The 24,332-nt window shown below is 75.1% G+C and carries 17 protein-coding genes, 1 tRNA gene and 1 pseudogene; 6 read left to right on the top strand and 13 right to left on the bottom strand.

Features of this window, described 5'->3' with window-relative positions; all coding sequences use genetic code 11:
- Positions 1–1,656 (bottom strand): hypothetical protein, encoded by a 1,656-nt coding sequence (locus tag ACZ55U_RS06445; protein WP_465523059.1) that lies wholly within the window; start codon positions 1,654–1,656, stop codon positions 1–3.
- Positions 1,657–1,729: 73 nt separating this feature from the next.
- Entirely contained in the window at positions 1,730–2,953 is a 1,224-nt protein-coding gene (locus tag ACZ55U_RS06440; protein WP_465523057.1) for a hypothetical protein, read from the bottom strand.
- A gap of 212 nt (positions 2,954–3,165) precedes the next feature.
- Between ACZ55U_RS06440 and ACZ55U_RS06435 the strand changes: the two genes are divergently transcribed.
- Positions 3,166–3,822 carry a histidine phosphatase family protein gene (locus ACZ55U_RS06435; protein ID WP_465523055.1) on the top strand — a complete coding sequence of 219 codons (657 nt, stop codon included), beginning with the start codon at positions 3,166–3,168 and terminating at the stop codon, positions 3,820–3,822.
- 68 nt (positions 3,823–3,890) lie between these two features.
- Here ACZ55U_RS06435 and ACZ55U_RS06430 read toward each other — a convergent pair whose 3' ends face one another.
- On the bottom strand, positions 3,891–5,513 hold the full coding sequence (locus ACZ55U_RS06430) for a tetratricopeptide repeat protein (protein ID WP_465523053.1): 1,623 nt from the start codon (positions 5,511–5,513) through the stop codon (positions 3,891–3,893).
- 263 nt (positions 5,514–5,776) lie between these two features.
- Between ACZ55U_RS06430 and ACZ55U_RS06425 the strand changes: the two genes are divergently transcribed.
- The 3 genes from ACZ55U_RS06425 (at position 5,777) to ACZ55U_RS06415 (ending at position 7,989) form a co-directional block, all read left to right on the top strand.
- Entirely contained in the window at positions 5,777–6,289 is a 513-nt protein-coding gene (locus tag ACZ55U_RS06425; RefSeq protein WP_465523051.1) for a hypothetical protein, read from the top strand.
- 106 nt (positions 6,290–6,395) lie between these two features.
- A complete protein-coding gene (locus ACZ55U_RS06420; RefSeq protein WP_465523049.1) occupies positions 6,396–7,301 on the top strand; it encodes a spermidine synthase in 906 nt (301 codons plus the stop codon).
- A 220-nt stretch (positions 7,302–7,521) separates the two neighbouring features.
- Positions 7,522–7,989, top strand: coding sequence for a GNAT family N-acetyltransferase (locus ACZ55U_RS06415; RefSeq protein ID WP_465523047.1), 468 nt, complete (start codon positions 7,522–7,524; stop codon positions 7,987–7,989).
- A 72-nt stretch (positions 7,990–8,061) separates the two neighbouring features.
- Here ACZ55U_RS06415 and ACZ55U_RS06410 read toward each other — a convergent pair whose 3' ends face one another.
- From ACZ55U_RS06410 to ACZ55U_RS06390, 5 genes and pseudogenes are all read right to left on the bottom strand, one after another.
- Positions 8,062–8,952, bottom strand: a complete 891-nt coding sequence (locus ACZ55U_RS06410) for a hypothetical protein (protein ID WP_465523045.1) — start codon at positions 8,950–8,952, stop codon at positions 8,062–8,064.
- A gap of 120 nt (positions 8,953–9,072) precedes the next feature.
- On the bottom strand, positions 9,073–9,519 hold the full coding sequence (locus tag ACZ55U_RS06405) for a DUF4442 domain-containing protein (protein WP_465523043.1): 447 nt from the start codon (positions 9,517–9,519) through the stop codon (positions 9,073–9,075).
- 182 nt (positions 9,520–9,701) lie between these two features.
- Positions 9,702–9,777: transfer RNA gene (locus ACZ55U_RS06400), tRNA-His, on the bottom strand.
- Positions 9,778–9,955: 178 nt separating this feature from the next.
- A complete protein-coding gene (orn, locus tag ACZ55U_RS06395) occupies positions 9,956–10,558 on the bottom strand; it encodes an oligoribonuclease (RefSeq protein WP_465523041.1) in 603 nt (200 codons plus the stop codon).
- A 644-nt stretch (positions 10,559–11,202) separates the two neighbouring features.
- Positions 11,203–12,480: pseudogene (locus tag ACZ55U_RS06390) on the bottom strand (helix-turn-helix domain-containing protein); the annotation flags it as partial.
- 1,073 nt (positions 12,481–13,553) lie between these two features.
- Between ACZ55U_RS06390 and ACZ55U_RS06385 the strand changes: the two are divergent.
- Positions 13,554–14,360 carry a GNAT family N-acetyltransferase gene (locus ACZ55U_RS06385; RefSeq protein WP_465523039.1) on the top strand — a complete coding sequence of 269 codons (807 nt, stop codon included), beginning with the start codon at positions 13,554–13,556 and terminating at the stop codon, positions 14,358–14,360.
- 660 nt (positions 14,361–15,020) lie between these two features.
- Here ACZ55U_RS06385 and ACZ55U_RS06380 read toward each other — a convergent pair.
- On the bottom strand, positions 15,021–15,998 hold the full coding sequence (locus tag ACZ55U_RS06380) for an HAD family hydrolase (protein WP_465523037.1): 978 nt from the start codon (positions 15,996–15,998) through the stop codon (positions 15,021–15,023).
- 1,178 nt (positions 15,999–17,176) lie between these two features.
- On the opposite strand from ACZ55U_RS06380, the gene ACZ55U_RS06375 reads away from it, so the two are divergent.
- Entirely contained in the window at positions 17,177–17,653 is a 477-nt protein-coding gene (locus ACZ55U_RS06375) for a universal stress protein (RefSeq protein WP_465523331.1), read from the top strand.
- A 182-nt stretch (positions 17,654–17,835) separates the two neighbouring features.
- On the opposite strand, the gene ACZ55U_RS06370 is transcribed toward ACZ55U_RS06375, so the two are convergent.
- The 4 genes from ACZ55U_RS06370 to ACZ55U_RS06355 form a co-directional block, all read right to left on the bottom strand.
- Positions 17,836–19,026, bottom strand: coding sequence for an acyl-CoA dehydrogenase family protein (locus ACZ55U_RS06370; RefSeq protein ID WP_465523035.1), 1,191 nt, complete (start codon positions 19,024–19,026; stop codon positions 17,836–17,838).
- Positions 19,027–19,200: 174 nt separating this feature from the next.
- Positions 19,201–20,193, bottom strand: coding sequence for a hydroxymethylglutaryl-CoA lyase (locus ACZ55U_RS06365; RefSeq protein ID WP_465523033.1), 993 nt, complete (start codon positions 20,191–20,193; stop codon positions 19,201–19,203).
- Positions 20,190–22,448: an ATP-binding protein gene (locus tag ACZ55U_RS06360; RefSeq protein ID WP_465523031.1), complete on the bottom strand. Its 2,259-nt coding sequence runs from the start codon at positions 22,446–22,448 to the stop codon at positions 20,190–20,192. Before ACZ55U_RS06360 ends, ACZ55U_RS06365 begins: the two co-directional genes overlap by 4 nt.
- Positions 22,449–22,601: 153 nt before the next feature.
- Positions 22,602–24,314 carry a carboxyl transferase domain-containing protein gene (locus tag ACZ55U_RS06355; protein WP_465523029.1) on the bottom strand — a complete coding sequence of 571 codons (1,713 nt, stop codon included), beginning with the start codon at positions 24,312–24,314 and terminating at the stop codon, positions 22,602–22,604.
- Between the last annotated feature and the right edge of the window lie 18 nt (positions 24,315–24,332).

Raw genomic sequence — 24,332 nt, 5'->3', positions numbered from 1 at the left:
TCACTCCCACTCCTCGGAGACGGTCGCGGCGGGTACGGGCGCGGCGCCGGGCGGGCCGCCGTGGGTCCACGGGGTGTCGTCCGGCTCGGGCAGCGGCGCGGACTGGCGGGCGGTCAGCTCGAACAGGGTGAAGGTGACCGTGTCGCCGGGTTCGGGCAGGCTGCCCGGCTCCGGCTCCTTCCGGCGGCCCATCCCGGAGAGCACCCGCAGGGTGAGGGTGCCCTCGGTGGTGTCCACCGCGACGATCTCGGCCTTCTGCGCGGGCGGGGTCCCCCCGGCGCCCCCAGCCTGGCGGCCGGGAGGTGCCCCCACCGGCCGGGGGGACCCCCATACCCGGTGCACCTCCCGGCCGAGGTCCGCGTGCGGGCGGTCGGCGGTGCGCAGGGTGACCAGCGGGCGGGGCTTGGGGGAGCGGCCGGTGGTGTCCCAGTCCGGCACCACCTCCGTCACCACGCCGCTGAACGCCTCGCCGGCCAGCCGGTGTTCGGCCATCGCCAGCGGGTCGTCCAGGGCCTCCTGGACGTCGAGGCGGGCCTGCTCGCGCTCGCGCTGGGCGAGCTTGCGGGCGGCGGTGACGGCGTCGTCCTGCCGGGGCTGCGGCGGCTCCCCGGCCGCCAGCCGGTCCCGGTGGCCGGTGTAGGACCAGCGGTCGCCGGTCCAGCGCTCCTCCAGGTGGGCGGCCGGCGGCAGGGCGCGCAGCAGGTCCAGACCCCGCCAGACGTCCCGCCAGGTGGGCAGCAGGACGCCCGTCAGCGCCTGCTCCAGCTCTTCCAGCGCGGCCCGCACGGCCGCCCGGGCGCGCTCGGCGGCGGCCTCGTCGCGCTGCTCGGTGCTGTGCCGCAACGCGCCCGCGGCGGAGTCGTAGCGGGCGATCGCCGGGGCCAGCACGACCTCGTCGAAGCGGGGGTCGGTGGCCGGGCCGGCCGGCGGGTGCCGCAGCTGGCCCCGGTCGTCCCGCTCGGACTCGGCCAGCTCGGCCGCCTCGGCGCCGGACAGGCCGTCCGGCGGGTGGTGCCAGGCGAGGTGGGCCGCCAGGTGCTGGTCCTCCAGGTGGCTCTGGCCGGTCGCCCAGTGACGGGCCAGCAGACCGGTCATCGGCAGCAGCATCGAGGAGCCGGGCACCTGGGCGCGGTCGGTGAGGTGGGTGAGCCAGCGGCCGAGCAGCGGCACCCGGACCGGCGCCGGGTAGGGGCCCGGATCCTCGTCCTCGACGGTGCGCCGGAAGCGGGTCGAGCGGCCGATCAGGGCGAGGTGGTGCACGCCCGCGCTGTTGGGCACGATCAGCTGCGGGGCGTCCGCGCACAGCTCGCGGAACACCTGGGTCTTCTCGCCGGTCTCCGGGTCCTTCTCGGAGCCCTCGATCAGTTCCACGTCCTCGGCGAAGGACTCCAGGTAGGGCAGCAGGTCGGCGGCCAGCTCGGCCAGGAAGTCGAACCGCAGGGTGCGGTTGAGCGGCTGCGGCACCAGGTGCAGCCGGGGCGCGTCCCGGTCGGTGCCGAGCATCACGGCCAGCGGCGCGCCGGACTCACCGGCGGCCGTCAGCGGGACGAGCACCATCGGGCGGTCGGACAGGTGCCGGTGCCGGACGGTGGCCAGCGGCTCGGCCCGCCCGCTGCGGACGGCCTCCAGCCGGGCGAGGGTGGTGAGCAGACTCATGCGCTTGCCTCGCTTCGCCCGCCGGGGGCCCTCGTCCGTCCGCGCCTTCCGGTGGTTCTCCCGCGGTGCTCGTTCACGCGCCCGGGCCTTCCACGCGGAGGGCCGCCGCCGCCAGGGCCTCGGCCCGCAGCGCGGCCGCGTAGGCCAGGCGCTCCGCGGCGTCGTCCGCGCCGTCGAGGTCCTCGCTCTTGGTGCCGGCCGCGGCCAGCGCCTCGGTGACCGTGCGGATGCTGCCCAGCTCGCCGCGCACGCCCCGGCCGAGCTGCTCGACCCGGTCGCCGCAGCGGGCCCGGGCGCGGCAGTGGAAGCCGAGCTCGCAGGTGGAGAGGCAGTCCGGGCTGTACGCGGCGGGCACCGCCTCGACAGAGGCGGCCAGCTGTTCGGCGGTCCGGGACGGTGTGCCGTCCTCGTCGGCGGCCAGGTCGAAGACGGTGTCCGGCGGCAGCGCGTCCAGCAGCCGGCCGATGCCGGTCATCCGGCTCAGCTGGCGGCGGGTGGTGGCCAGTTCGCGGCGGACGTCCACGGCGACCGCGGTCGGCCGGTTGCCGAAGTCCTTCGGGCAGACCAGCAGCACGCTGGTGCGGGGACTGCCCGGCAGCCGCTGCTCGGTGTACGGGTCCTCGGCGAGCGGCTGCCCGGCCGCGGTGGCGGCGGCCTGCTGGAGCGCCAGCACGTACACGGCGGCCTGCCGGGCCGCGGCGCCGACCTTGGCCGGGTCCGCGGTGCCGTCCAGCACCGGGAAGGACTTGATCTCGACCACGGTGCACCGCCCGCCGTGCACCACCAGCGCGTCCGGCTCCAGGTAGGCGGCGCTGCCGGCCACCTCCAGGCGCAGCATCGGGTGGTCCAGCAGCGTCCAGGCCTGCGGGTCCGCGGCGGCCAGGGCCAGCGCCTCGGCCGTCCGGTCGGCCCGTACGGCCGGGCCGGAGCGGTGCAGCAGGTCCGGCACCAGCAGCGGGGCGTGGCCGTCCACAGGGACGCCCAGGTGGTGGCGGAGCGGCTCCAGCAGCGCGGCGTAGCCGTCCGCCTTCAGCCGGGACTCGAAGATCACGCCGCGGGCGATGGCGAAGGGGGACTGGCCGAAGGGGGCGGGGCGGCCGAGCCGGGCGGCCAGCGCCGCCTTGTCCACCCCGGCCGCGTCGAGCACGGCGCGGCGGTGGCAGCCCGGGTTGGCGGCGAGCGCGGCGAGGGAGCGGGCGTTCAGACTGCGCTGCGGGGCCGGTCCGCGCAGCTCCGCGAGCCGGCGGGCGAGCGGCTCAGCGGGCCCGCCGGGCGGGACGTTCGTCGAGACGTTCATGGTGCGGCCCAGTGTCGCATCCGGGTACGACAACGCGGTGCGAAACGGCTGCCGGACGCCGCGCCCGGACGCCGCGCCGGGCGGCCCGGACCGGACGCCGGGCGGCCCGGGCACCGGCCCTCGATCGTGGCCGGCGCCCGGGTGGGGGATCATGGAGCCCGGTGCTCAATGGTGAGACCGACCGTTGACCGCCCCCTTTGCGAGGAGCCCCCATGCCCGCCCGAATCGTGCTGGTCCGCCACGGCGAGACCGAGTGGTCCGCCACCGGCCGCCACACCGGCCGCACCGACATCCCGCTGACCGAGGAGGGCCGCGCGATGGCCCGCGCCCTCGGCGCCCGCCTCGCCAAGGCCCCCTGGAACGGGCTGCCGGGCGCGCTCGTCTACACCAGCCCGCTCGGCCGGGCCGTGGAGACCTGCGAGCTGGCCGGCTTCGGCGACCGCGCGGTGGAGCGCCCGGAGCTGATGGAGTGGGACTACGGCCGGTACGAGGGCCGCACCGGCGCCGACATCCGGGCCACCGACCAGCCCGGCTGGCTGATCTGGCGCGACGGCGTGCCCGGCGGCGAGAAGCTCTCCGACGTGGCCGACCGGGTGGACGCCTTCCTGGCCGGCCTCAACGAGGAGCACGGCGTCCCGGATCCGGACACCACCGTGATGCACTGCGCCGACCGGGACGTCATCCTGTTCGCCCACGGCCACCTGCTGCGCATCCTGACGGCCCGCTGGCTGGGCCTGGCGCCCGAGTACGCCCAGCGGTTCAAGCTCGGCACCGCGGCGCTCTGCGTGCTGTCCTGGGAGTACGGCGCCCCGGCGGTGGAGGTCTGGAACGACCTGTCCCACCTGGAGGGGCTGAACACCGGGCACTGAGACCGCGGGGCCCGATCGCCGGGCCGACCACTGGGCCCGGGGTGCCCCCGGCGCTCCCCGGGTGCGTCCTAGGCCGCTGCCGTCGCCCGGTCGTAGTCGGACAGGAACCGGCGGACCTCGGGCACCGCGACGTGCGGGCGCAGCCGTCCGGCGGTGTCCGCGAGCATGCCCCTGATCCGGGCCGAGCGGACGTCGCCGAACAGCGCCACGGCCGCCGAACCGTGGTGCGCCGCGCCCGCCAGGTCCCCGCGGCCGAGCCGGTCGTGGGCCAACTCGGCGGTGTACAGCACCCGGTTGCGGACGAAGTGCGGCTTCTGGAGCGTTATCGCCAGCCCGGCCTGCTCGCTGGCGCGGTCCCAGTCACCGAGCGCCGACCAGCACTGCGACTGGAGGCCGGCGATCTCGGCCTCGCCGAAGAAGGACATCCACTCCGGGTCCTGCTCGCCCGGCCCGCGGTCGAACAGCGCGTACGCCCGGCCGAGCGCGCGCTCGCAGGAGGTGCGGTCCTGGAGCAGCGCCCAGGCGCCGGCCTCGCGCATGTTCAGCAGGGCGAGCAGCCGGTCGGAGCCCAGCTCCTGGGCGGCGACCTGTCCGGCCTGCGCGGCGCGCAGCGCCTCGCGGGGGCGGCCGGCGTCCCGGGCGAGGAAGGCGCTGTTGCAGAAGACGTGCGCCTCCAGCGCCGCGTCCCCGGCCATCCGGGCGGTGGCGAGCGCCTCGGCGTAGAACGAGCGGGCGTCCGCGAGCCGGTTCGAGTCATGGGCCAACCAGCCGACCGAGATGGCGAGTTCACCCGCCCCGGCCTGGAGCCGGCGCTCCGTCTCGGGGCTGTACTCGCACTCGTTGAGCAGCACGTACGCGTTGCGCAGCGACTGCCCGGCGAGCTCGTACAGGGCGTCGGCGCCGTGCGCGTCGTCGGCGAACCGGATCTCCCGGACGGCCTGTTCGACGCCGAGCACCTCGGCGGCGCCGATCCGGCGCAGCGGCGCCACCGGTCCGGGCCGACCGGGCACCAGCGGCTCCGCGCCGAGCAGGGACGGTGCGGTGAACTCCGCGGCGGGAAGGGCGGCCTGGCCGGCGAGCGCACCGGAGGCGCCGTCGGTGCCGGCCTGCCGGCCGGCGGCCGCGGCCGGTCGGTCGATGCCGATCACGGCGGCCAGCGCGGTCGTGCCGCCGGCCAGGAACGTACGGCGACGCACGTCGTCGTTCTCCTCGTCGAGATAGGGCGATCCATCGGGCCCCCGGGGCACCGTGCCGGGGCCCCGCCACGGGGGCCCATCCGGAGCGGTCGGATCCGCGTACGGCGAGGCAGCGTACGGGAGTTGAGTGGAGAGTGGTGAGCGGGGGGCGGGCGAGGGCGGGAACATCGGGTGGAGCGCGGGCGGTTGGGGCGGCCCGCCGCCGTCCACCGGGCGGCGGCGGACGGAGGTCCGGGGGGCGAAGCCGAGGTCGGTGAGCGTGCGGTCCGGCCACATGTGCCGGAACACCCGCTCGTAGGCGTAGTTGGGGCAGCGGATCTCACCGGACTCGACCCGCCCGATGTAGCGGGCGTCGCAGGAGACGTGCTCGCCGATCTCGCGGGCGGCCCTGCGGACGGCCATGGCGAACTCGCCGGGTGAACGGTCGCCGCGCAGCGCGCGCATCACGGTGTTGGGGGACGGTCGGTTCGGCTCGGCCGGTGGGGTGGCTGCCATGGCGCCGAGAGTACTCGGAGTCACCACTCGGCCACATTCGGTTCGTGGGACATCTGTCGTCAATCCCGGGCAAAAGGGGCGATGTTGCGGGATATCCGCCATGAAATGCCATGCCTTGCTGTAAGACGCCCCGTGGCCCGCGGTGCGCCCGCCACGTTGTCCTGGTACGAGGAAAAAAGCCATGCCGCCGCCCCGGCCCGTCCCAGCCCGGTGGCCCCTTCCGGCGGCTGGGCTTCCGGATCCGAGGTACAGGAGGGCCCGTGATGGCCACCGGACTGCCGAAGTACCGACCCGTCCCCAGGGGAGTGCTCGCCGGCGCCGCACCCGCCCTGCTCCCCGAACCCGCCGACGACCGGGTCTCCGGCCGGGGCCCGGTCCAGGGCGGCCGCACGTCCTGTGGCGGGCGCCGGCGCGAGCGCACCGCCCCCGACGAGAGCGTCCTCGTCACCACGTGCGACACCGTGACCGTCGCCCTGCGGCACGGCCTGGAGGCCGTCGACATCCTGAGGATCCGCCGCGCCTGCGGAGCCGTCCTGCAGAGCCGCAACGGCAGCACCGTCTCCTTCCTCGTCCCGGCCGGCACCTGGGAGACCTGGCACCTGCCCGGCAGCTCCTGTACGGCGGGCGCCCTGGTGCCCCCCGCCGCCGACCCGCGCTGGGTGATCCCGCCCTCCGGCACCGGCCGCACCGCGCGCCCCACCGACGCCTGGGTGCTCCGCTCCGCCCTCTGCGAGGCCGCCTGCACCCTCACCGCGGGCGGCCTCGGCCCGTTCTAGCGGGCGGGCCGAAGCGGACGGCGCTGGGACCCCGAGCCCCCAGCCTGGCCCCCGCCGTACGCCCCTGACCTGTGGGTGTTCCTCTGCGGCGGCGATAATGGCCGGCATGGGACGAAGCAGCAGGGCCGCCCGCGGCAGTGAACCGGCGGCCACCACCGGACCGGGCGGGCGCAGCCACGCCCAGGGCCCGCTCAGCCGTCCCGTCGGCTCCGGCCTGGCCGAGCTGCGCCCCGACCGCGACCGTCCCGCCGCCTGGACGCTGCTGATCGACGGCGCCCCGCAGTCCCTGGTGGACCTGGCCGACCCCACCCACCTCGGCTTCGAGTACCAGCGCCGGCTCGGCCACCTGATCGACCTGGTCGCTCCGCCCGGCCGCCCGCTGACCGTCCTGCACCTCGGCGGCGGCGCCCTCACCCTGGCCCGCTACGTCGCGGCGACCAGGCCGCGCTCCCGCCAGCAGGTCGCCGAGATCGACACCGCACTCACCGAACTCGTCCGCACCGAACTGCCGTTGGAGCGCGGCTGGCAGATCAAGGTGCGTGGCGCGGACGCCCGCGCCGTCCTGGAGCGCACCCCCGAGGGCAGCGTCGACCTGGTGATCACCGACGTCTTCTCCGGGGCCCGCACTCCGGCCCACTGCACCACCGTCGAGTTCACCGCCCTCGCCGCCCGCGCCCTCGCCCCCGGCGGCTGGTACACCGCCAACATCGCCGACGGCGGCGCCCTGCCGTTCGCCCGCTCCCAGGTCGCCACGCTCGGCGCCGTCTTCCCCGAGCTGTGCCTGATCGCCGATCCGGCCGTGCTGCGCGGCAAGCGCTTCGGCAACCTCGTCCTGGCGGCCGCCCACACCCCGCTGCCGACCGCCGACCTGACCCGCCGCGCCGCCTCCGACGCCGCCCACGCCCGGGTCGAACACGGGCGCGCCCTCACCGACTTCGCGGCCGGCGCCGCCCCGGCGACGGACGCCACGGCGGCTCCGTCCCCGGAACCGCCGCCGGGGGTGTTCCGCTGACGCTGGCGTTGGCGCTGACGTTGGCGCCGGCGTTGGCGCTGGGGTGACGGGTGCGCTGGGGTGACGGGGCGTCCCGTGGGCGGGTGCTCAGGTGGCGCGGGTCTTGCGTCGGCGGGGCAGCACGCTGGTTCGATCCCGGTCCGGGGCCGAAACCGCTGGTGGACGGCCGGACGGCGGCCGACAATGGCCCTGCCGTCCGGCCGACCCGAGGAGAGACGTCATGGACATCAGACCGGCCCGGCCGGACGAGGCCGCGCTGCTCACCGGCATCGCACTGCGGGCCAAGGCGTACTGGGGCTACGACGAGGCGTTCATGGCCGCCTGCCGGGCGGAGCTGACCGTGGACGCCGAGGCGATCGAGCGGTCGGCCACGATGGTCGCCGAGGACGGCGGGCGGGTGCTCGGGTTCGCCTCGCTCTCCGGTACTCCGCCGACCGGGTCGCTGGACCAGCTCTTCGTCGAGCCCGAGTCCATCGGACGCGGCGTCGGCCGGGCCCTGTTCGAGCGGGCCCGGGAGCACGCCGGGGCGCTCGGTCTGCGCCGGCTCCTGATCGACTCCGACCCGAACGCCGAGCCGTTCTACCTGGCGATGGGCGCCGTCCGCATCGGCAGCGTCCCGTCCGGATCGATCCCGGGGCGCGAACTCCCGCTGCTCGCCCTGGAACTGGCGGCGGCCACCGGGGAGTAGGGCGCCGTCGGCCGTCTCCGATCCGCTCAAGGCCCACGTTCAGGGCCCGCGTTCAGGGCCCGCCTTCGGTCTTCAGTGCCCGCGCGGCAGTCCGCGGTGCTTGCACATGGCCGCCCCGGTGAGCAGCAGTCCGGCGGCGATCGGGGCGAGGACGGCGGTCGCGGTGGCGGAGCCGTCGCCGGAGGCGGTCGCCGAGGCGGTGTCGGCGACGGCCACCGTCTCGGGCGTCCCGCCGCCCGGTGTGCTGGGAGCCGCCGCGCCGGGCGCCCGTCCGGCCTCGGTGGTGGCCCCGGCCCCGGTGACGGCCGTGGCCGCCGCCTCCCGGACCCGGGGTTCCTGCTCGTCCTCGCGCTGCGGCGGAAGGCCGGGTCGGGCGAGGCCGGTGCGGCGTTCGTCGGCGGAGGAGGGGTGGGCCTGCTCGTCCTCGCGGAGGGCGCGGGCCTCGGCGGCCCACGCCTGGGCGGGGACGGCGCCGAGCAGGCCGGAGGCGAGCGCGAAGGCGTCGGGGACGGCCGCCCGCTGGCCGGGCAGTGGCAGCCCGCCGGCCCGGATCCGGTCCTGGAGGGTGTCGCCGACGGCTCCGGTGACCCCGTCGACGGGGCCGCTGCCGCCGGGCCTCCCGGCGGGCCCGGGCGGGTGCTCCGGCCCGCGGCCCGCGGCCGGCCCGGATCCGCCGGGGCGCGCGGCTGACTGCTCGTCGAGCACGGGTCCGTCGAGCAGTGGCCGGTCGAGCGCCGGCGCGCCGTACGGGGCGAGGCGGACGGCGGGCCGGGACGGTTGCCGCGCCGGGTCGGCGGAGGCCGCGTACGCCGTGGCGGCTCCGAATCCCCAGAGCTGTGCGAGCAGGGCCCCCGCGGCCGCGGCGGTGCGGGGGCGGGGCAGCCACCGGCCGATCCCGCGGCGGGCACCGGTGACGCCGCGGGGGACGGGTTCCTGGGGCTTGGTCGCGTGATTGGCTCGCACGTGAATCGAGAACGAGCGGCCGGGCGGTGAGGTCACGCCCGGTTCCCGCCCGCCGTCACGGACAGTCATCGCGCGGGTGGCCCCGGGGCGGCGCTCCCGGGGCCACCGACCGCGTGTCGGTCAGGAGTTGGGACGCAGGGTCCAGGTGACGGTCATCACGCCGGTGACGGCGCCGTCGGCGCGGGTGATCTCGACGGTCACCGGGAACTCGGGGCGACCGCCGGCGTCCAGTTCGGCGACGACCTCGGCGGCCGGGCGGCCGAGCACGGCGGTGGCGGTGACCTCGCCCATGGCCAGCTTCTTGTAGGCGATCTCGGCGTTCACGGCGAGCGGCACGGCCCGGGACAGCTGGTCGCCGAAGGCGGCGAGCACGATGCAGCCGCTGGCGGACTCGGCCAGGGTGAACATCGCGCCGGCGTGCGGGCCGCCGACGTGGTTGTGGTACGCGGGCTGGTCGGGCAGCCGGAGCACGGCGCGCTCCGGGGTGGTCTCCAGGTACTCCAGCTTCAGGGTGCGCGCCATCGGCACGGTGGAGTCGAGTATCTGGCCGATCGTGGGAGTCGTCATGGCGATGATGTTACTTATCGGTAGCTTCCGGCGGCAGGGGTGGAGGGGAAGCCGGTCCGCCGGGCGCGTGTGAGGCGGCGCACATCCGGGTGCGGGGGCGCACAACTGAGGCGGCGTGCGGCTGAGGGGACGCGAAAACGCCTGAGGGGCCGATCTCTTGAAGAGATCGGCCCCTCAGGCTCTGGGGTGAGTGACGGGACTCGAACCCGCGACCACCTGGACCACAACCAGGTGCTCTACCAACTGAGCTACACCCACCATCTGTCCGGTCCGTTCCCGCTCCCGCGTTCCCGTTCCGACAAGAAGAACTCTACAGGATCCGGGAGGGTGCTCGCGCCAGGGTTTCCGCCCGCCGAACGCGGGCACCCCCTCCGGCCTTCGGGCGGAGCCCCGGACCCGGGGCTCCGCCCGAAGGCCGGAGCGAGTAACGGTGCGGTCACTCCGCCGGGGCCTGGTACTTCCCGGCGATCGCCCGCGCGGTGTCGGCGTCCGGCCCGGGCTGCGGGACGAACACCGCCTCGCGGTAGTACCGCAGTTCGTTGATGCTCTCCCGGATGTCGGCGAGCGCCCGGTGGTTGCCGCCCTTCGGCGGGCTGTTGTAGTACGCCTTCGGGTACCAGCGGCGGGCCAGCTCCTTGATCGAGGAGACGTCCACGATCCGGTAGTGCAGGTGGCTCTCCAGGGCCGGCATGTCCCGGGCCAGGAAGCCGCGGTCGGTGGCCACCGAGTTGCCGCACAGCGGGGTCTTCCCGGCCTCCGGAACGTGCTCGCGCACGTAGGCGAGCACCCGCGCCTCGGCCTCGGCCAGGGTCACGCCCTGCTCCAGCTCCTCCAGCAGCCCGGAGGCGGTGTGCATCGCGCGCACCACCTCGGGCATGGTCGCCAGCGCCTCCGCCGGCGGCCGGATGATGACGTCCACGCCCTCGCCGAGGATGTTCAGCTCGGAGTCCGTCACCAGCACCGCGACCTCGACCAGGGCGTCCCGGTCGAGGTCGAGGCCGGTCATTTCACAGTCGATCCATACCAAACGGTCATTCACGCAACTCACCCTACGGCGCGATCACGCGCCGCGGGGACCGGTGGGGCGGAGCGGGGCGCCTCGGCCGGGTGCTCCGCCGGACCGTCGTGCGGGGCGTGGCCGTCCGGGTGCTCGCCCTCCCGGCCGGTCCGGACCGCGAGGCCGTCCCGTCCGCTCCGGGTCTCGCGGGCCGTCCGGACCGGTTCGCCCGGCCGTACGGTCTCGGCCACGGGCCGGCCGGCCTGCGCGCGCACCTGCGGAGCCCGCGCCTGGCGACCGCGGAGCTCACCCTGTCCGGCGCCCGGCTGCCCGCCCGGGGCCGGCAGCCGTCCGGCGGCCGAGGCGTGGCCGCGCCCGGCCGCGCCCGGCTCGTCCGCGGGCCGCTCGACCGCGCTCCGGTGCCCCTGCCCCTGGCCGCGCGCTCCCGGCTGCGGGAGGCCGTCCTCGGCCGCCGCGTGCTCGGCGGTGCGCGGCGGACGCCCGGTCCCCGCCCCCGGTCCGGCCTGCGGCGGGACCACCGGCGGCCGCACCGGCCCGCGACCGGCCGCACCCTGCTGCCCGGGGTGCGACTGCTGCGCGGCCTGCTGGTGCGGGTACGGCTGACCGCCGCGGGCGTGGTACCCCTGGCCGGCCGGCGTCCCGACCTGGCCGGGACCGAACCCGCCGGGCTGCCCGTGCGATCCGGGCTGCCCGTGCCCGCCCGGCCCCGTGTGCTGACCGTGCGGTCCGACCGGCACCGGCGCGCCCGGACCGGCCGGGAACGGCTGGCCCGACTGCACCCCGTGCGCCCCGCCGAACAGCGGACCGCCCACCGGGGCGACCGCCCCCGCCGTCGGGTGCGGCAGACCACCGGACAGCCGCAGGTCACCGAGCGCGCCGGTCGGCGCAGGCGGCTGCTGGCCGGGACGGCGGGACCGGTAGCTGGTCCGGTACGCCGCCGGGGAGACCCCGAGCTGGCGGCGGAAGTGCCCGCGCAGCGCCACCGGCGAACGGAACCCGCAGCGGCGCGCCACGTCGTCCACCGACAGCTCCGAGGTCTCCAGCAGCCGCTGCGCCTGGAGCACCCGCTGGGTGATCAGCCACTGCAACGGCGCGCTGCCGGTGAGCGTGCGGAAGCGCCGGTCGAAGGTGCGCCGGCTCATGTACGCACGAGCCGCCAGCACCTCGACGTCGAACTGCTGGTTGAGGTTCTCCAGCGCCCAGGTGACCACCTCGGCCAGCGGGTCGTTGCCGATCTCCTCCGGTAAAGACTGATCGATGTACTGGGCCTGTCCTCCGCCGCCGCGGCGGCTCGGCACCACCAGGCGGCGGGCCAGCGCGTTGGCCGCCTCGGCGCCGTGGTCGCTGCGCACCACGTGCAGGCACAGGTCGATGCCGGCGGCGGTGCCGGCCGAGGTGAGCACGTCGCCGTCGTCGACGAACAGCTCGCGGGGGTCGACGTGGACCCGCGGGTAGCGCTTGGCGAGCGTCGGCGCGTACATCCAGTGGGTGGTCGCCGGGCGGCCGTCGAGCAGACCGGCGGCGGCCAGGACGAAGGCACCGGTGCAGAGTCCGATGATCCGCGCGCCCTCGTGGTGGGCCTTGCGCAGGGCGGTGATCGCCTCGACCGGTGGCGGCTGGGAGATCGAGCGCCAGGCCGGTACGACGATCGTGCCGGCCCGGGCGAGCGCCTCCAGACCGTACGGGGCGGAGAGGGTCAGACCGCCGGTGGTGGCCAGCGGCCCCTCCTCCCCGGCGCAGACCAGCAGGCGGTAGCGGGGGACCCCGGCGTCCTGGCGGTCGACGCCGAAGACGGAGAGCGGGATGGAGCTCTCGAAGATCGGGGCGCCGCCGAAGATCAGGACCGCGACGGTCTCCCGGCGGCGCCGGCCGGACAGCTTGCGCGGGGCGGCGGCCGTCACCGGGGTCGGGGAGCCGTTCGCACCGGGCCCGCCGTGGCCCAGCGGGCCGTGGCCGGAGGCGGTGCCGAGCGCGAGGCCGCCGAGCGGACCGCCGCCCGGCCCGGAGGCGTTCCCGGAGGCACCGTTCAGGCCCGGTGCGCCGCCGTAGCCGGAGTGGCCGAGGTGGGCCGGGTGGCCGGGGTGGCCGGGGTGACCGGAATGGCCGGGGTGGCTGCCGCCGTAGCCGGGGTGGGTCGGGTGGCCGGAATGGTTCGGGTGCTCGCCGCCGTAGTTCTGGCCGGGGTTGACGCCTCCTCGGCTGACGGGCTGTCCACCGAAGGCCGGGGCGCCGAAGGCGGCCTGCCCGCCGAACGAGGCTCCGCCGAAGGACGTCTGGCCCCCGTGTGACTGGCCCCCCTGTGACTGGCTTCCGTGCTGTTGGGCCCCGTGCTGCGGGTGGCCTCCGTAGGGCGCCGCCGCGCCGTGCTCGACGCCGGGCGGGGCCGCGCCGGGGCCGACGCCGGCCCCCGCTCCGGGGGAGGGCACCGCGGGGTACGAGGAGTGCGAGGCGGCGCCCGAGGCGCCCGGGGTGCCGGAGGTGCGGGTGGTGGCGGAGATGGCGGAGGTGCCGGTGCTTCTCGCGGACCGACCCGCGCTGCCGGCCGCCGCCTGGCCGCTGTCAGGACCCGCGTCGCTCCTGCTCACCCTGCTCAAGGCGCTCAAGCCCCCTCGGTGGTGTGGTGTGGGTGGTGCGGCACTGCTCGCCAAGATCGAAATCTATCGGGTGGACCGTTGCCGTTGTGACAAGTTCACCATCCGACGCTATGTCGACATGGCAATTTGGCGTGATGCATTCGATCACGAAGCGTGGCACCCGTCGACCTTTCTGGGAAGAGGGCCGGGGCAACGGTGGCTGGTTGTCGCAGGAGCACTCCCGGGGCGCCCGGCTCCGGTGTGCCCGGCCGGCAGGTCTGGGCTGCGGATTTGCCCAAGCGGGAGGGATCGGAGCGAAATTGACCGAAAGTCGACGGTGCACGAGGGGGCGCACAGGGAGAAGTCGTGCGCCTCCCAGGCTTCATCCGGCCAAGCCTGGGGCGGCAGAACCGGGAACCGAATGGCCGGGCTACGGTCCTGCCGTGAACATCCACCGCCGGCTCGAACGGGCCAACGACAACGCCGCCGCCTTCTGGCTCGCCCAGGCCCGCGTCCACGGCTGGCAGTCCCGCACCCGGCCCGGCCTGACCGCCGTCCGGTGCGCCCGCACCCCCGACGACGCGCACCGCATCGTGGTGACCCGGCCCTACGGGGAACCGGCCGCCCTGGAGAAGGAGTTGGCGGCCCTCTTCGCCGAGTGGTCGACCATGCGCTTCACCGTGGAGGACCCGTACGGCGGACTCGACCTCTCCGGCCTCGGGGCCTCCCGGATGCCACTCATGGCGGTGATGGTCCGGGACCCGGGCCCGGTCGAGAACACGGCCGCCGCACTGCCCGCGGTTTCCGAGGCGCGCGGCGGCGGAGTCCTGACGGTGGATGAGGCGCTGGACGGCGACGCCTTCGCGATGGTCGAGCGGACGATCGTGGAGGGCTTCCCGCTGCCCGCCCGACAACCCTGGGTCCGCGGTGAGGCCCTCCCGACAGGACTGCTGGACGTACCCGGCTGGCGGGCCTGGCTCGGCCGCGTCGACGGCGTGCCGGCGGGCACCTGCCTCACCTGTGACGACGGCCGGGCCACCGGTGTGTACTGGGTCGCGACCCTCCCCGGCCAGCGCGGCCGGGGAGTGGCCGACGCCGTCCTCCGGACCGCCCTGGCACACGCCCACCCCGACCGCCCGGCCACCCTGGTCGCCACCGCGCTCGGTGAACCGCTCTACCGCAAGCTCGGTTTCGTCGAGCAGGCCCGGACCTGTTGGTGGACCCGTACGCCGGTGGAGGCGGGGGAGTAAGGGACGGACGGACGGGCTGGCGGAGCGGGTGCGGGGTGGCTCTCACCCTTCAAACCGTCCTGGTCCGCCTCGCGCGAACTCGGTTCCGCCGAGCAGACGCCGGCTTGTTGGCGGGCCCGTCTGTCGGTGGAGGCGGGGGAGTAGGGAGGGGCGGCGCGCGTGTGGGGGGTGGCCCTCACCCCTTCAAGCCGTCTTGGCGCACGTGCCCCGGACCGCCCGGCTGTCCTGGTCCGCCTCCGCGCGAACTCCGGTCCGCCGGACAGGCACCGGCCTGTCGACGGACCCGTGCGTCGGCGGAGGCGGCGGAGCAGGGGAGTGGTGGCACGGGTGTGGGGTGGCACGGGTGCGGGGTGGCTCTCACCCCTTCAAGCCGTCTTGGCGCACGTGCCCCGGACCGCCCGGCTGTCCTGGTCCGCCTCCGCGCGAACTCCGGTCCGCTGAACAAGTGCCGGCTGTCGACGGACTTGTGTGCGGCGGAGCAGGGGGTGGTGGCGCGGGTGATGCGGGACCGTGGGGCGGGGCGGGGCGGGGCGGGGCAGGGCGGGGCGGGTCCGGGCGTGGGGCTGGGGTTCGGGTCGGCGTTCGAGGCTGAGGGTGAGGATTCGGCGGGCGTCCCGGGCCGGGGCCGCACCGCCGTGAGGCGCGGGCGGCCGGGGGCCGTTACTGGGCGACCGCCACCGTGGCCGGACCGGGTCCGCTGCCCGCCCGGGTCCCGGGGCGGGCTGCGGTCTCCGTGCGGGCCTCGGCGATCACGGCAAACCCGCCGGATCGGTTTCGGACACCCCGCCCGGCTGCGGGGACGAGTTCGCCGGGTGTCCCGGCGTTCGCGGGAACGGGTGCACTTGGACCGTTCAGCGCGGCTGCCGCCGGACGTGCGCCGGACCGTGCGCCGACCGACGCCGTCGCACGGGCCGCCCCGCCCGCCGTCTTCCGGAGCGGCCCGCCGGAGTGGACGCCCGGCCTGGGCGAGGGCGCGTTCCGCGCGGCGAGCACCTGCCCGACGGCCTCGGGCAGGCCGGCGGCCTTCAGCGTCGGCCGGTAGCCGCTCTCCGCCCACGGCCGGCCGTGGTGGAGCCAGACGCTGCGCAGCCCGGCCAGTTCGGCGCCGGCGATGTCGGCGGGCGCGTGGTCCCCGATCATCCAGGTGTGGTCGGCCCAGTCGCCGGTGGGCGCGACGCCGCACCGCTGCGCGGCCATCTCGAAGATCAACGGGTCCGGCTTGAGGCAGTCGGCCTCCTCGGAGATGACCCAGCCGTCGACCAGCGGGCCCAGTCCGGTCCGCCGGATCTTCTCCAGCTGCGGCCTCGTTCCGCCGTTGCTGACGATCCCGAGCGTCCAGCCGGCCGTCCGGGCGGCCCGCAGCGCCTCGATGTGCCGCGGCGGGCAGTGGATGTGGGAGTTGATGCCGCGTCGGTAGTGGGCGGACATGAAGTCGACGGAGACGTCGAGGCCGTAGCGGCGCCGGACCGCTGACAGTACGGTGCTGCGCGGTACGTAGCCGCCGCCGTCGAGGGTGACGAACCAGTCGAGGTCGCCGGGAGGGAGGTCGTGCTCGGACAGGAAGTCCTGCGCCCAGGCCCGGTAGGCAGCGTCCCGGGGCAACAGGGTGTTGTCGAGGTCGAACAGGAGCAGGGGCATGCCGAGCATGGTGCCAGCGGTGGCGCCTATGCACCTGGCAAATGCCAGACAGCGTCGCGAAGCCGTAGGGAGTGGCCGAAACGGCCTCCGCGGGCCTGTGGCGAGTGGTGCCGTCCGGAACGGCTGTGGCTGACGGGGCAGCTCGGACGTCACGGTTCGCGACGTCCCGCAACGGATCGTCGCCGATCCATGACAGTCCGGTCACGGTGTCCCGGGAGGCTGTTGCGTCGCCCGGTCCGCTCAGTCAAGCTCCAGGGAACCTCTTTTCCGAAGGGGGCGCGATCGCCTGAGGACGGGGCGCACGGCCTCGGCGGGCGCATCCCTCTTTCGTGGGAACAACGTCGCTCCGGGGCTTCGCCGCTGGGCTGGCCCCATGCCCCGTCGTACTCTGAAAGGAACAGGTCACATACGGTGCTGCGCGTCGCAGACCGACGTCATCCCGTGGGCGGGCCTGCTGCCCGGGCAGCGTTGTCCTCCTCTCCTGTCGGCCCCTCTCCATCGAAGAGCCGTGAGCCATGGCTGGTTTTGAGCCTCCCCGACCGGTTGATCCGGACACGTCCCGCAGCGTGGGTCCGGCCGCTGCGCCTGCCTCCGATCGTCCGGACGGCCGGGCCGACTGTGCGGACCGCCGAGGCGGCGACGGAAGCGGAAGCGACCACCCAGTCGATGTCGACGGTGGCGGGCAGCACGACGGGCGTACGGACGGCAGCGCGGCCGGTGCTGCCGACGGGCACGTCGGCGCCCGCACCGAAGTCGCCCGCACCGAAGTCGCCCGCACCGAAGTCGCCCGCACCGAAGTCGCCCGCACCGAGGTCCCGGGGCGCGTTCCGGCCGGGCGGGCAGACCCCGACCGGGCCGATGCCCTCGCGGAGGCCGACGTCCGGGCGGACCTGTCGGCCGGTGCCGCACAGCCTGCGGGGCCAGGACAATCGAGAGGCGCAGGGGAGCCAGGGGAGCCAGGGGAGCCGGAGGGGCCCGGAGCGGGCCGTACCGGATCACAGGGCTTCGCGCGTGCTCTGCGCGGCCTCGCCCGGCGGGGCAGCCTGGCGCGCCGTGACCGCCCAGGGCCCCACCAGCGGCGTGGTGAGCCCCCGAGCGACCCTGTGGGGTCTCCCGTGACGGGCCGCCTGGGCCCGGGCGCCGAGCACCCAGAGGCGGATTCCGGCGCGGCCGGTTCGCTGGGCGGGCACACCGAACCATCCGGGCAGGACACTCCGGCGCCGTCCCTCGACCCGGTGTTCCAGCACGGCGTGGTGGTCGGCTTCGACGGCTCGCTGTCGAGCGAGCGCGCGCTCGCCTATGCCGTCGGCATGGCGCGCCGTTCGCAGTGCGGCCTGGTGATCGTGCACGTCGCCAACCGCCTGCCGGCCACGGTCTGGGCCGGCTGCGAGCCGCCCGTCTTCGTCGACCTTCCCGACCACCGGACCGAGGTCCTCGGCCTGGAACTCGCCTGCGCGGACTTCCTGACCGGGGTGCCGTGGGTCCTGATCGAGCGCGGCGGGGACATCTGCCACGAGATCGAGGAGGTCGGCCGTGAGTACGCGGCCGACGCGATCGTCGTCGGCACGACCCACGGCCTGCTCGGCAAGATCTTCGGCTCGGTCTCCGGACGGCTGGCGCGGCGGGCCAACCGCCCGGTGATCGTCATCCCCTGAGGCCCTGGTTCCGCCTCTCCTCCCGAAGTCGCCTGTTGGTTCGCTCTCCTGATGCCTCATCCGCTGCTCGGCGCCCCAACTCGCCTCGTGGTGAACTGGGTTGCTTGGTGCGCCGAACGTCTGCCGAATGATGTGTCGCCCCGGCGAGTGCGGCTCAGGAGGTGACCGTCAGGAAGTGACCGTCACGAACTGACGCCGAGCTCCCGGGCGATGAGCATGCGCTGGACTTCAGACGTGCCCTCCCCGATTTCCAGGATCTTGCAGTCGCGCCAGAAGCGGGCGACCGGGAATTCGTTCATGAAGCCGTACCCGCCGTGGATCTGGGTCGCCTCGCGGGCGTTGTCGACGGCGGCCTCGGACGAGTACAGCTTCGCGATCGCGGCCTCCTTCTTGAACGGTTCGCCGTGCAGCAGCCGGGAAGCCGCGTCCCGCCAGGCCAGGCGGGAGGTGTGGGCTCGCAGCTCCATGTCGGCAAGCTTGAACTGGATGGCCTGGTTGGCGCCGATCGGCCGGCCGAAGGCCCGGCGCTCGCCGGAGTACTTCACGGACTCGTCGACGCAGCCCTGGGCCAGGCCGGTGGCCAGGGCCGCGATCGCGATGCGGCCCTCGTCGAGGATCCGCAGGAACTGGGCGTAGCCTCGGCCACGCTCGCCCAGCAGGTTGGCCGCGGGAACGCGGCAGTCGGTAAAGGACAATTCGCGGGTGTCGGACGCGTTCCACCCGACCTTCGAGTACTTCTTCGAGACCTGGAAGCCGGGGGTCCCGGTGGGCACGATGATGGAGGAGATCTCCCGCACAGGCGAGCGGAATTCGCCCTCTTCACTCGAACGAGCGATCGGTTCGGTGAGCGCGGTGACGGTGACCAGGCCGGTGATGTCGGTGCCGGAGTTGGTGATGAAGCACTTGGTGCCGTTGATGACCCACTCGTCGGTGGCCTCGTCGTAGCGCGCCGTGGTGCGGGTGGCCCCCGCGTCCGAGCCGCCCTCCGGCTCGGTGAGCCCGAAGGCGCCGAGGATCTCGCCGGAGGTCAGCCGGGGCAGCCACTCGCGCTTCTGCTCCTCGGTGCCGAACCGGTAGACCGGCATCGCGCCGAGCGAGACGGCGGCTTCGAGGGTGATCGCCACCGAGGAGTCCACGCGGGCGAGTTCCTCCAGGGCGAGGCCGAGGGCGAAGTAGTCGCCTCCCATGCCGCCGTACTCCTCGGGGAAGGGCAGGCCGAAGAGCCCCATCCGCCCCATCTCCCGGACGATCTCGTAGGGGAACTCCTCGCGCTCGTAGTAGTCGCCGATCTTCGGCGCCACCACGTCCTGGGCGAACTCAGCGACGGTGCGCCGGAGTTCCTCGTACTCGCTGCTGAGTCGGTGGTCGAACACGGTGATCCTCCTGGTGCCCGGCCGGGTCGGCCGCAGGCGAGAGCGGGTTGACCGGCGCCCGTCGGACGGTACGACGGTCGCACGGTGCGATTGAGGGATGGGCGTCGAGCGATGAACGTGGTGAGCGGCGCCGGCCGGACCGTGCGGGCGGCCGGCGCAGGAGGTGGGGCCGGCTCAGCCCCGGGCGGCGCCGAGCAGCGCCTGGACGGTGCGGGAGGGGCTCGGCCGGCCGAGGCGCTCGGCCATCCAGCCGCTGGTGGCGACGAGGGCGCGCAGGTCGACGCCGGTCCGGATGCCGAGCCCGTGCAGCATCCAGACCAGGTCCTCGGTGGCCAGGTTGCCGGTGGCGCTCTTCGCGTACGGGCAGCCCCCCAGGCCGCCGGCCGAGGCGTCCACCGTGGTGACGCCCTCGCGCAGCGCCGCCAGGGTGTTGCTGAGCGCCTGGCCGTAGGTGTCGTGGAAGTGCACGGCGAGCCGGTCGACCGGGACGCCGGCCCGGGCGAAGCCCTCCAGCAGGGCGGTGACCTGCCCCGGGGTGGCCACCCCGATGGTGTCGCCGAGGCTGAGCTCCGCGCAGCCCAGTTCCAGCAGCCGCACGCCGTACCGGACCACCTGGTCGACCGGGACGGGGCCCTCCCACGGGTCGCCGAAGCACATCGAGAGGTAGCCGCGGACCGCGACCCCGGCCTCGGCGGCCCGGGCCACGACCGGGCGGAACATCGCCATGGCCTCGTCCGCCGAGCGGTTGAGGTTGCGGCGGGCGAAGGTCTCGGTGGCGCTGGCGAACACCGCGATGTCGGAGGCGTGGTGGGCGAGCGCGCGGTCCAGCCCGCGCTCGTTCGGCACCAGCACCGGCAGCCGCAGGCCGGGGTGGCGCCCCGGAAGGTCGGCGAGCCGGGGGAGCAACTCTTCGGCGTCGGCCAGCTGCGGTACCCATTTCGGGTGAACGAAGCTGGTGGCCTCGACCGTGCGCAGGCCGGCCGCCGCGAGCCGGGCGATGAACTCGGCCTTGACCTCGACCGGCACCAGGGACTTCTCGTTCTGCAGGCCGTCGCGTGGCCCGACCTCGTGGATCCGGACCTCCTCGGGCAGCCCGGCGGCGCGGACGGGGTCGGGAAGACCCAGGTCGAGGGCGTCGGGCTCGCGAGCGGGGGCGGGGGCGGTCACGACGGCACCTCCACGGGCTCGGCGGAGGCGGCGGCCGGTGCGGTCGCGGCCTCCTCGACCTGGGTGACCACGACCAGCAGGTCCTCCATCGCGACGGTGGCGCCGGCGGTGGCCCGCAGCTCGGCGACCACGCCGTCGTGCGGTGCGGCGATCACGTGTTCCATCTTCATGGCCTCCAGCACGAGCAGGGGCTGGCCCTTGCGGACCGTCTCGCCGGCGGTGGTCTTGACGACGGTGACGGTGCCGGGCATCGGGGCGGTCAGCGCGCCGTGGTGCGCGCCGGCCCCGGCGGCGCTCTCGACCACGGGGTCGTAGACGTGCAGCGGCCAGGCGTCGCCCTCGATGCCCAGCCAGGTCACCGGGCCGGAGGCGAGGCCGGGGGTGGTGTCGGTGGCCAGCGAGAAGGTGGTCTGGAGGCCGTCGACGGTCAGGTGCAGCCGGTCGCCGGAGAGGGTGGCGCGGGCGCGGTGCGCGGGGCCCTCGTCGAGCCGGAGCTCCACCTCGCGGGTGGGCCCGGCGGAATTGTCAGTGGTGTCGGCTACGTTGCCCGCAGTGATCGGACAGATGCTCACCGCCACCGGATCCTGGCCGGGGGTTCGGAGGCGGTGGGTGGTCCAGGCGGGAGTGCCGCCCAGGCGCCAGCCGGAGGGAAGGGAGAACGGGTCGGTCCAGCCGTCGGGGTCGACGGCTGGGGTGAGTTCCAGGTGCCGCGCCAGCGCGGCCGCGTAGTAGAGGAGGTGAGCGGGAGGCGCCGGTTCGGCCGCCGCGGGTGCGTCCGGGGTGGTCGGACCCGGGGTGGTCGCGTTGGTGGGGGAGTACGGCGCGGTGAGCAGGGCCGGCTGCTCCTGGGCCGTCCGCTCCACCAGACCGGTGTCCAGTCGGCCTGCGGCGACCTCGGGGTGTGCGAGCAGCCGACGCAGGAAGCCGGTGTTGGTGGTGACGCCCAGGATGCGGGTGTCGGCCAGGGCCGCGCGGAGTCGGCGCAGCGCGGTCGGCCGGTCGGGCCCGTACGCGATGACCTTGGCGAGCATGGGGTCGTAGGCGCTGGTGACGACGGTTCCGGGGGCCACCCCGGAGTCGACGCGGATGCCCTCGCCGCGCGGCTCGTCCAGGGTGAGGATACGGCCGCCGGTGGGCAGGAAGTCCCGTTCCGGGTCCTCGGCGCAGATGCGGGCCTCGATGGCGTGGCCCAGGAAGGAGATGTCGGACTGGGAGAAGGAGAGCGGTTCGCCGGCGGCGACGCGCAGCTGCCACTCGACCAGGTCGAGCCGGGCTGAGTCCGTGCCGACCGCGACGGCGAGTTCGGTGACGGGGTGTTCCACCTGGAGACGGGTGTTCATCTCCATGAAGAAGAAGTCCCGCACCCCCTCGGAGGCGGAGGCGGGAGCGTCCGGGTCGATGCCGGGGACGATGAACTCCACGGTGCCGGCGCCGGTGTAGCCGCAGGACTCCGCGGCGCGGACGGCCGCGGCGCCCATCGCGGCGCGGGTCTCGGCGTTGAGGAGAACGGAGGGAGCCTCTTCGATCAGTTTCTGGTGGCGGCGCTGGAGGCTGCACTCGCGCTCGCCGAGGTGGACGGTGGTGCCGTGGGCGTCGGCGAGCACCTGCACCTCGATGTGGCGCGGCCGCTCGATCCAGCGCTCCAGCAGCAGGGTGTCGTCACCGAAGGCGGTGCGGGCGACGCGGCGGGCGGCGGCGATCTCGGTGGGCAGGTCGGCGCGGTCCCGCACGAGGCGCATGCCCTTGCCGCCACCGCCGGCGGACGGCTTGAGCAGCACCGGGTAGCCGATCTCGTCGGCGGCGGCGACGAGGTCCTCGTCGGTGGGCGCGGTGGCCTGGCTGCCGGGCACCACCGGGACGCCGGCAGCCCGGACGGCCTCCTTGGCGTTGATCTTGTCACCCATCAGCTCGACCGCACCGGGAGGTGGTCCGATGAAGACGAGGCCCGCGTCGGCGCAGGCGCGGGCGAAGCCGGGGTTCTCGGCGAGGAAGCCGTAGCCGGGGTGGACGGCCTGGGCGCCGGTGCGGCGGGCGGCGGCCAGGATCTGGTCGGTCCGCAGGTAGGTCTCGGCCGCCGAGCTGTCGCTGCGGTCGGCCGGGCCGAGCCGAACCGCGACGTCGGCCTCGCGGACGTGCGGCGCGTCGGCGTCCGCGTCGCTGAACACGGCGACCGAGCGGACGCCGAGCCGCCGCAGGGTGCGGATCACCCGGAGGGCGATCTCACCGCGGTTGGCGACCAGAACTGTGTCGAACATGGGAGGCGTTCCTCCGGGTCGAGGGGAGCCGTACGAAGGAGGTGGCGGTGGGCGGCCGGGGCGCCGACCGGGTGGGCCGGCGCCGCGGGGAGTCACACCCGAGTCACACCCGGAAGGGAGGGAGCACGGGCGCGGGAGCGGCACCGGGGCGGTTCACATGCGGAAGACGCCGTACGGGGCGGGCGGCGGCAGCGGGGCGTTCGCACAGGCGGTGAGGGCGAGACCGACCACGGTGCGGGTGTCCATCGGGTCGATCACACCGTCGTCCCAGAGCCGGGCGGTGGCGTAGTAGGCGTTGCCCTGGCGTTCGTACTGCTCGCGGACGGGGCGCTTGAACTCCTCCTCCGCCTCGGCCGGCCACTGCTCGCCGTGTGCCTCCAACTGGTCGCGGCGGACGGTGGCGAGGACGGAGGCCGCCTGCTCCCCGCCCATCACGGAGATCTTGGCGCCCGGCCACATCCACAGGAAGCGAGGTGAATAGGCCCGGCCGCACATCGAGTAGTTGCCGGCTCCGTACGAGCCGCCGATCACCACGGTCAGCTTCGGGACGCGGGTGCAGGCGACGGCGTTGACCATCTTGGCACCGTGCTTGGCGATGCCGCCCGCCTCGTACTGCCGGCCGACCATGAACCCGGTGATGTTCTGGAGGAAGAGGAGGGGGATGCCCCGCTGATCGCACAACTCGATGAAGTGGGCGCCCTTGAGGGCCGACTCCGAGAACAGCACGCCGTTGTTGGCGACGATGCCGACGGGGTGGCCGTGGATCCGGGCGAAGCCGGTGACCAGGGTCGCGCCGTACTCCGCCTTGAACTCGGCGAACCGGCTGCCGTCCACCAGGCGGGCGATCACCTCGCGCACGTCGTACGGCGTGCGTGGGTCGACCGGCACGGCCCCGTACAGGCCCGCCGGGTCGACGGCCGGCGGCTCGACCGGGGTGAGCGGCCACGGCTTGGCCTCGCGCGGGCCGAGCCCGGCGACGATCGTGCGCACGATCGAGAGGGCGTGGGCGTCGTCCTCGGCCAGGTGGTCCGTCACGCCCGAGGTGCGGGAGTGCAGTTCGCCGCCGCCCAGCTCCTCGGCGGTGACCACCTCGCCGGTGGCGGCCTTCACCAGCGGCGGACCGCCGAGGAAGATCGTGCCCTGGTTGCGGACGATCACCGCCTGGTCGCTCATCGCCGGGACGTACGCGCCGCCGGCCGTGCACGAGCCGAGCACGGCGGCGATCTGCGGGATGCCCGCGGCGGAGAGCCTGGCCTGGTTGTAGAAGATCCGGCCGAAGTGGTCGCGGTCCGGGAAGACCTCGTCCTGCATCGGGAGGAAGGCGCCGCCGGAGTCGACCAGGTAGATGCAGGGCAGCCGGTTCTCCAGCGCGACCTCCTGGGCGCGCAGGTGCTTCTTCACCGTCATCGGGTAGTAGGTGCCGCCCTTGACGGTGGCGTCGTTGGCGACCACCACCACCTCGCGCCCGGCGACCCGGCCGACGCCGGCGATCACCCCGGCCGCGGGCGCCGCACCGTCGTACATCCCGTCGGCGGCCAGCGGCGCCAGCTCCAGGAAGGGGGAGGCCGGGTCGAGCAGGCTGTCCACCCGGTCGCGGGGCAGCAGCTTGCCGCGGGCGGTGTGCCGGGCGCGGGCCTTGGCGCCACCGCCCAGGGCGGCCGCGTCGAGCTTCGCGCGCAGTTCCGCGACCAGGGCCCGGTGCGCCTCGGTGTTGGCGCGATAGGCCTCGGAGCCCGGGTCGACGGAGCTGCCGAGCCGGGGTGCCGGTGCGGCGGCGGCGGAGGAGGGCGCGGCGCCGGGTGCCGCCGTGCCGGTCGCCGCACTGAGCCGGACGCCGTTGGGCGCGCCGGTGGTTGAGATGACCATTCCCAAGAGCTCCCTTGC

This window comes from Kitasatospora sp. NPDC034533 (assembly GCF_055575155.1).
The sequence above is the reverse complement of the archived record's forward strand: the minus strand, read 5'-3'. Positions and strand labels throughout refer to the sequence as shown.

What these genes read in the sequence shown, in the direction of transcription:
- ACZ55U_RS06445 (WP_465523059.1), bottom strand. Translation starts at nt 1,656, where the DNA reads ATGAGTCTGCTCACCACCCTCGCCCGGCTGGAGGCCGTCCGCAGCGGG.
- ACZ55U_RS06440 (WP_465523057.1), bottom strand. Translation starts at nt 2,953, where the DNA reads ATGAACGTCTCGACGAACGTCCCGCCCGGCGGGCCCGCTGAGCCGCTC.
- ACZ55U_RS06435 (WP_465523055.1), top strand. Translation starts at nt 3,166, where the DNA reads ATGCCCGCCCGAATCGTGCTGGTCCGCCACGGCGAGACCGAGTGGTCC.
- ACZ55U_RS06430 (WP_465523053.1), bottom strand. Translation starts at nt 5,513, where the DNA reads ATGGCAGCCACCCCACCGGCCGAGCCGAACCGACCGTCCCCCAACACC.
- ACZ55U_RS06425 (WP_465523051.1), top strand. Translation starts at nt 5,777, where the DNA reads ATGGCCACCGGACTGCCGAAGTACCGACCCGTCCCCAGGGGAGTGCTC.
- ACZ55U_RS06420 (WP_465523049.1), top strand. Translation starts at nt 6,396, where the DNA reads ATGGGACGAAGCAGCAGGGCCGCCCGCGGCAGTGAACCGGCGGCCACC.
- ACZ55U_RS06415 (WP_465523047.1), top strand. Translation starts at nt 7,522, where the DNA reads ATGGACATCAGACCGGCCCGGCCGGACGAGGCCGCGCTGCTCACCGGC.
- ACZ55U_RS06405 (WP_465523043.1), bottom strand. Translation starts at nt 9,519, where the DNA reads ATGACGACTCCCACGATCGGCCAGATACTCGACTCCACCGTGCCGATG.
- ACZ55U_RS06380 (WP_465523037.1), bottom strand. Translation starts at nt 15,998, where the DNA reads ATGCCCCTGCTCCTGTTCGACCTCGACAACACCCTGTTGCCCCGGGAC.
- ACZ55U_RS06360 (WP_465523031.1), bottom strand. Translation starts at nt 22,448, where the DNA reads ATGTTCGACACAGTTCTGGTCGCCAACCGCGGTGAGATCGCCCTCCGG.
- ACZ55U_RS06355 (WP_465523029.1), bottom strand. Translation starts at nt 24,314, where the DNA reads ATGGTCATCTCAACCACCGGCGCGCCCAACGGCGTCCGGCTCAGTGCG.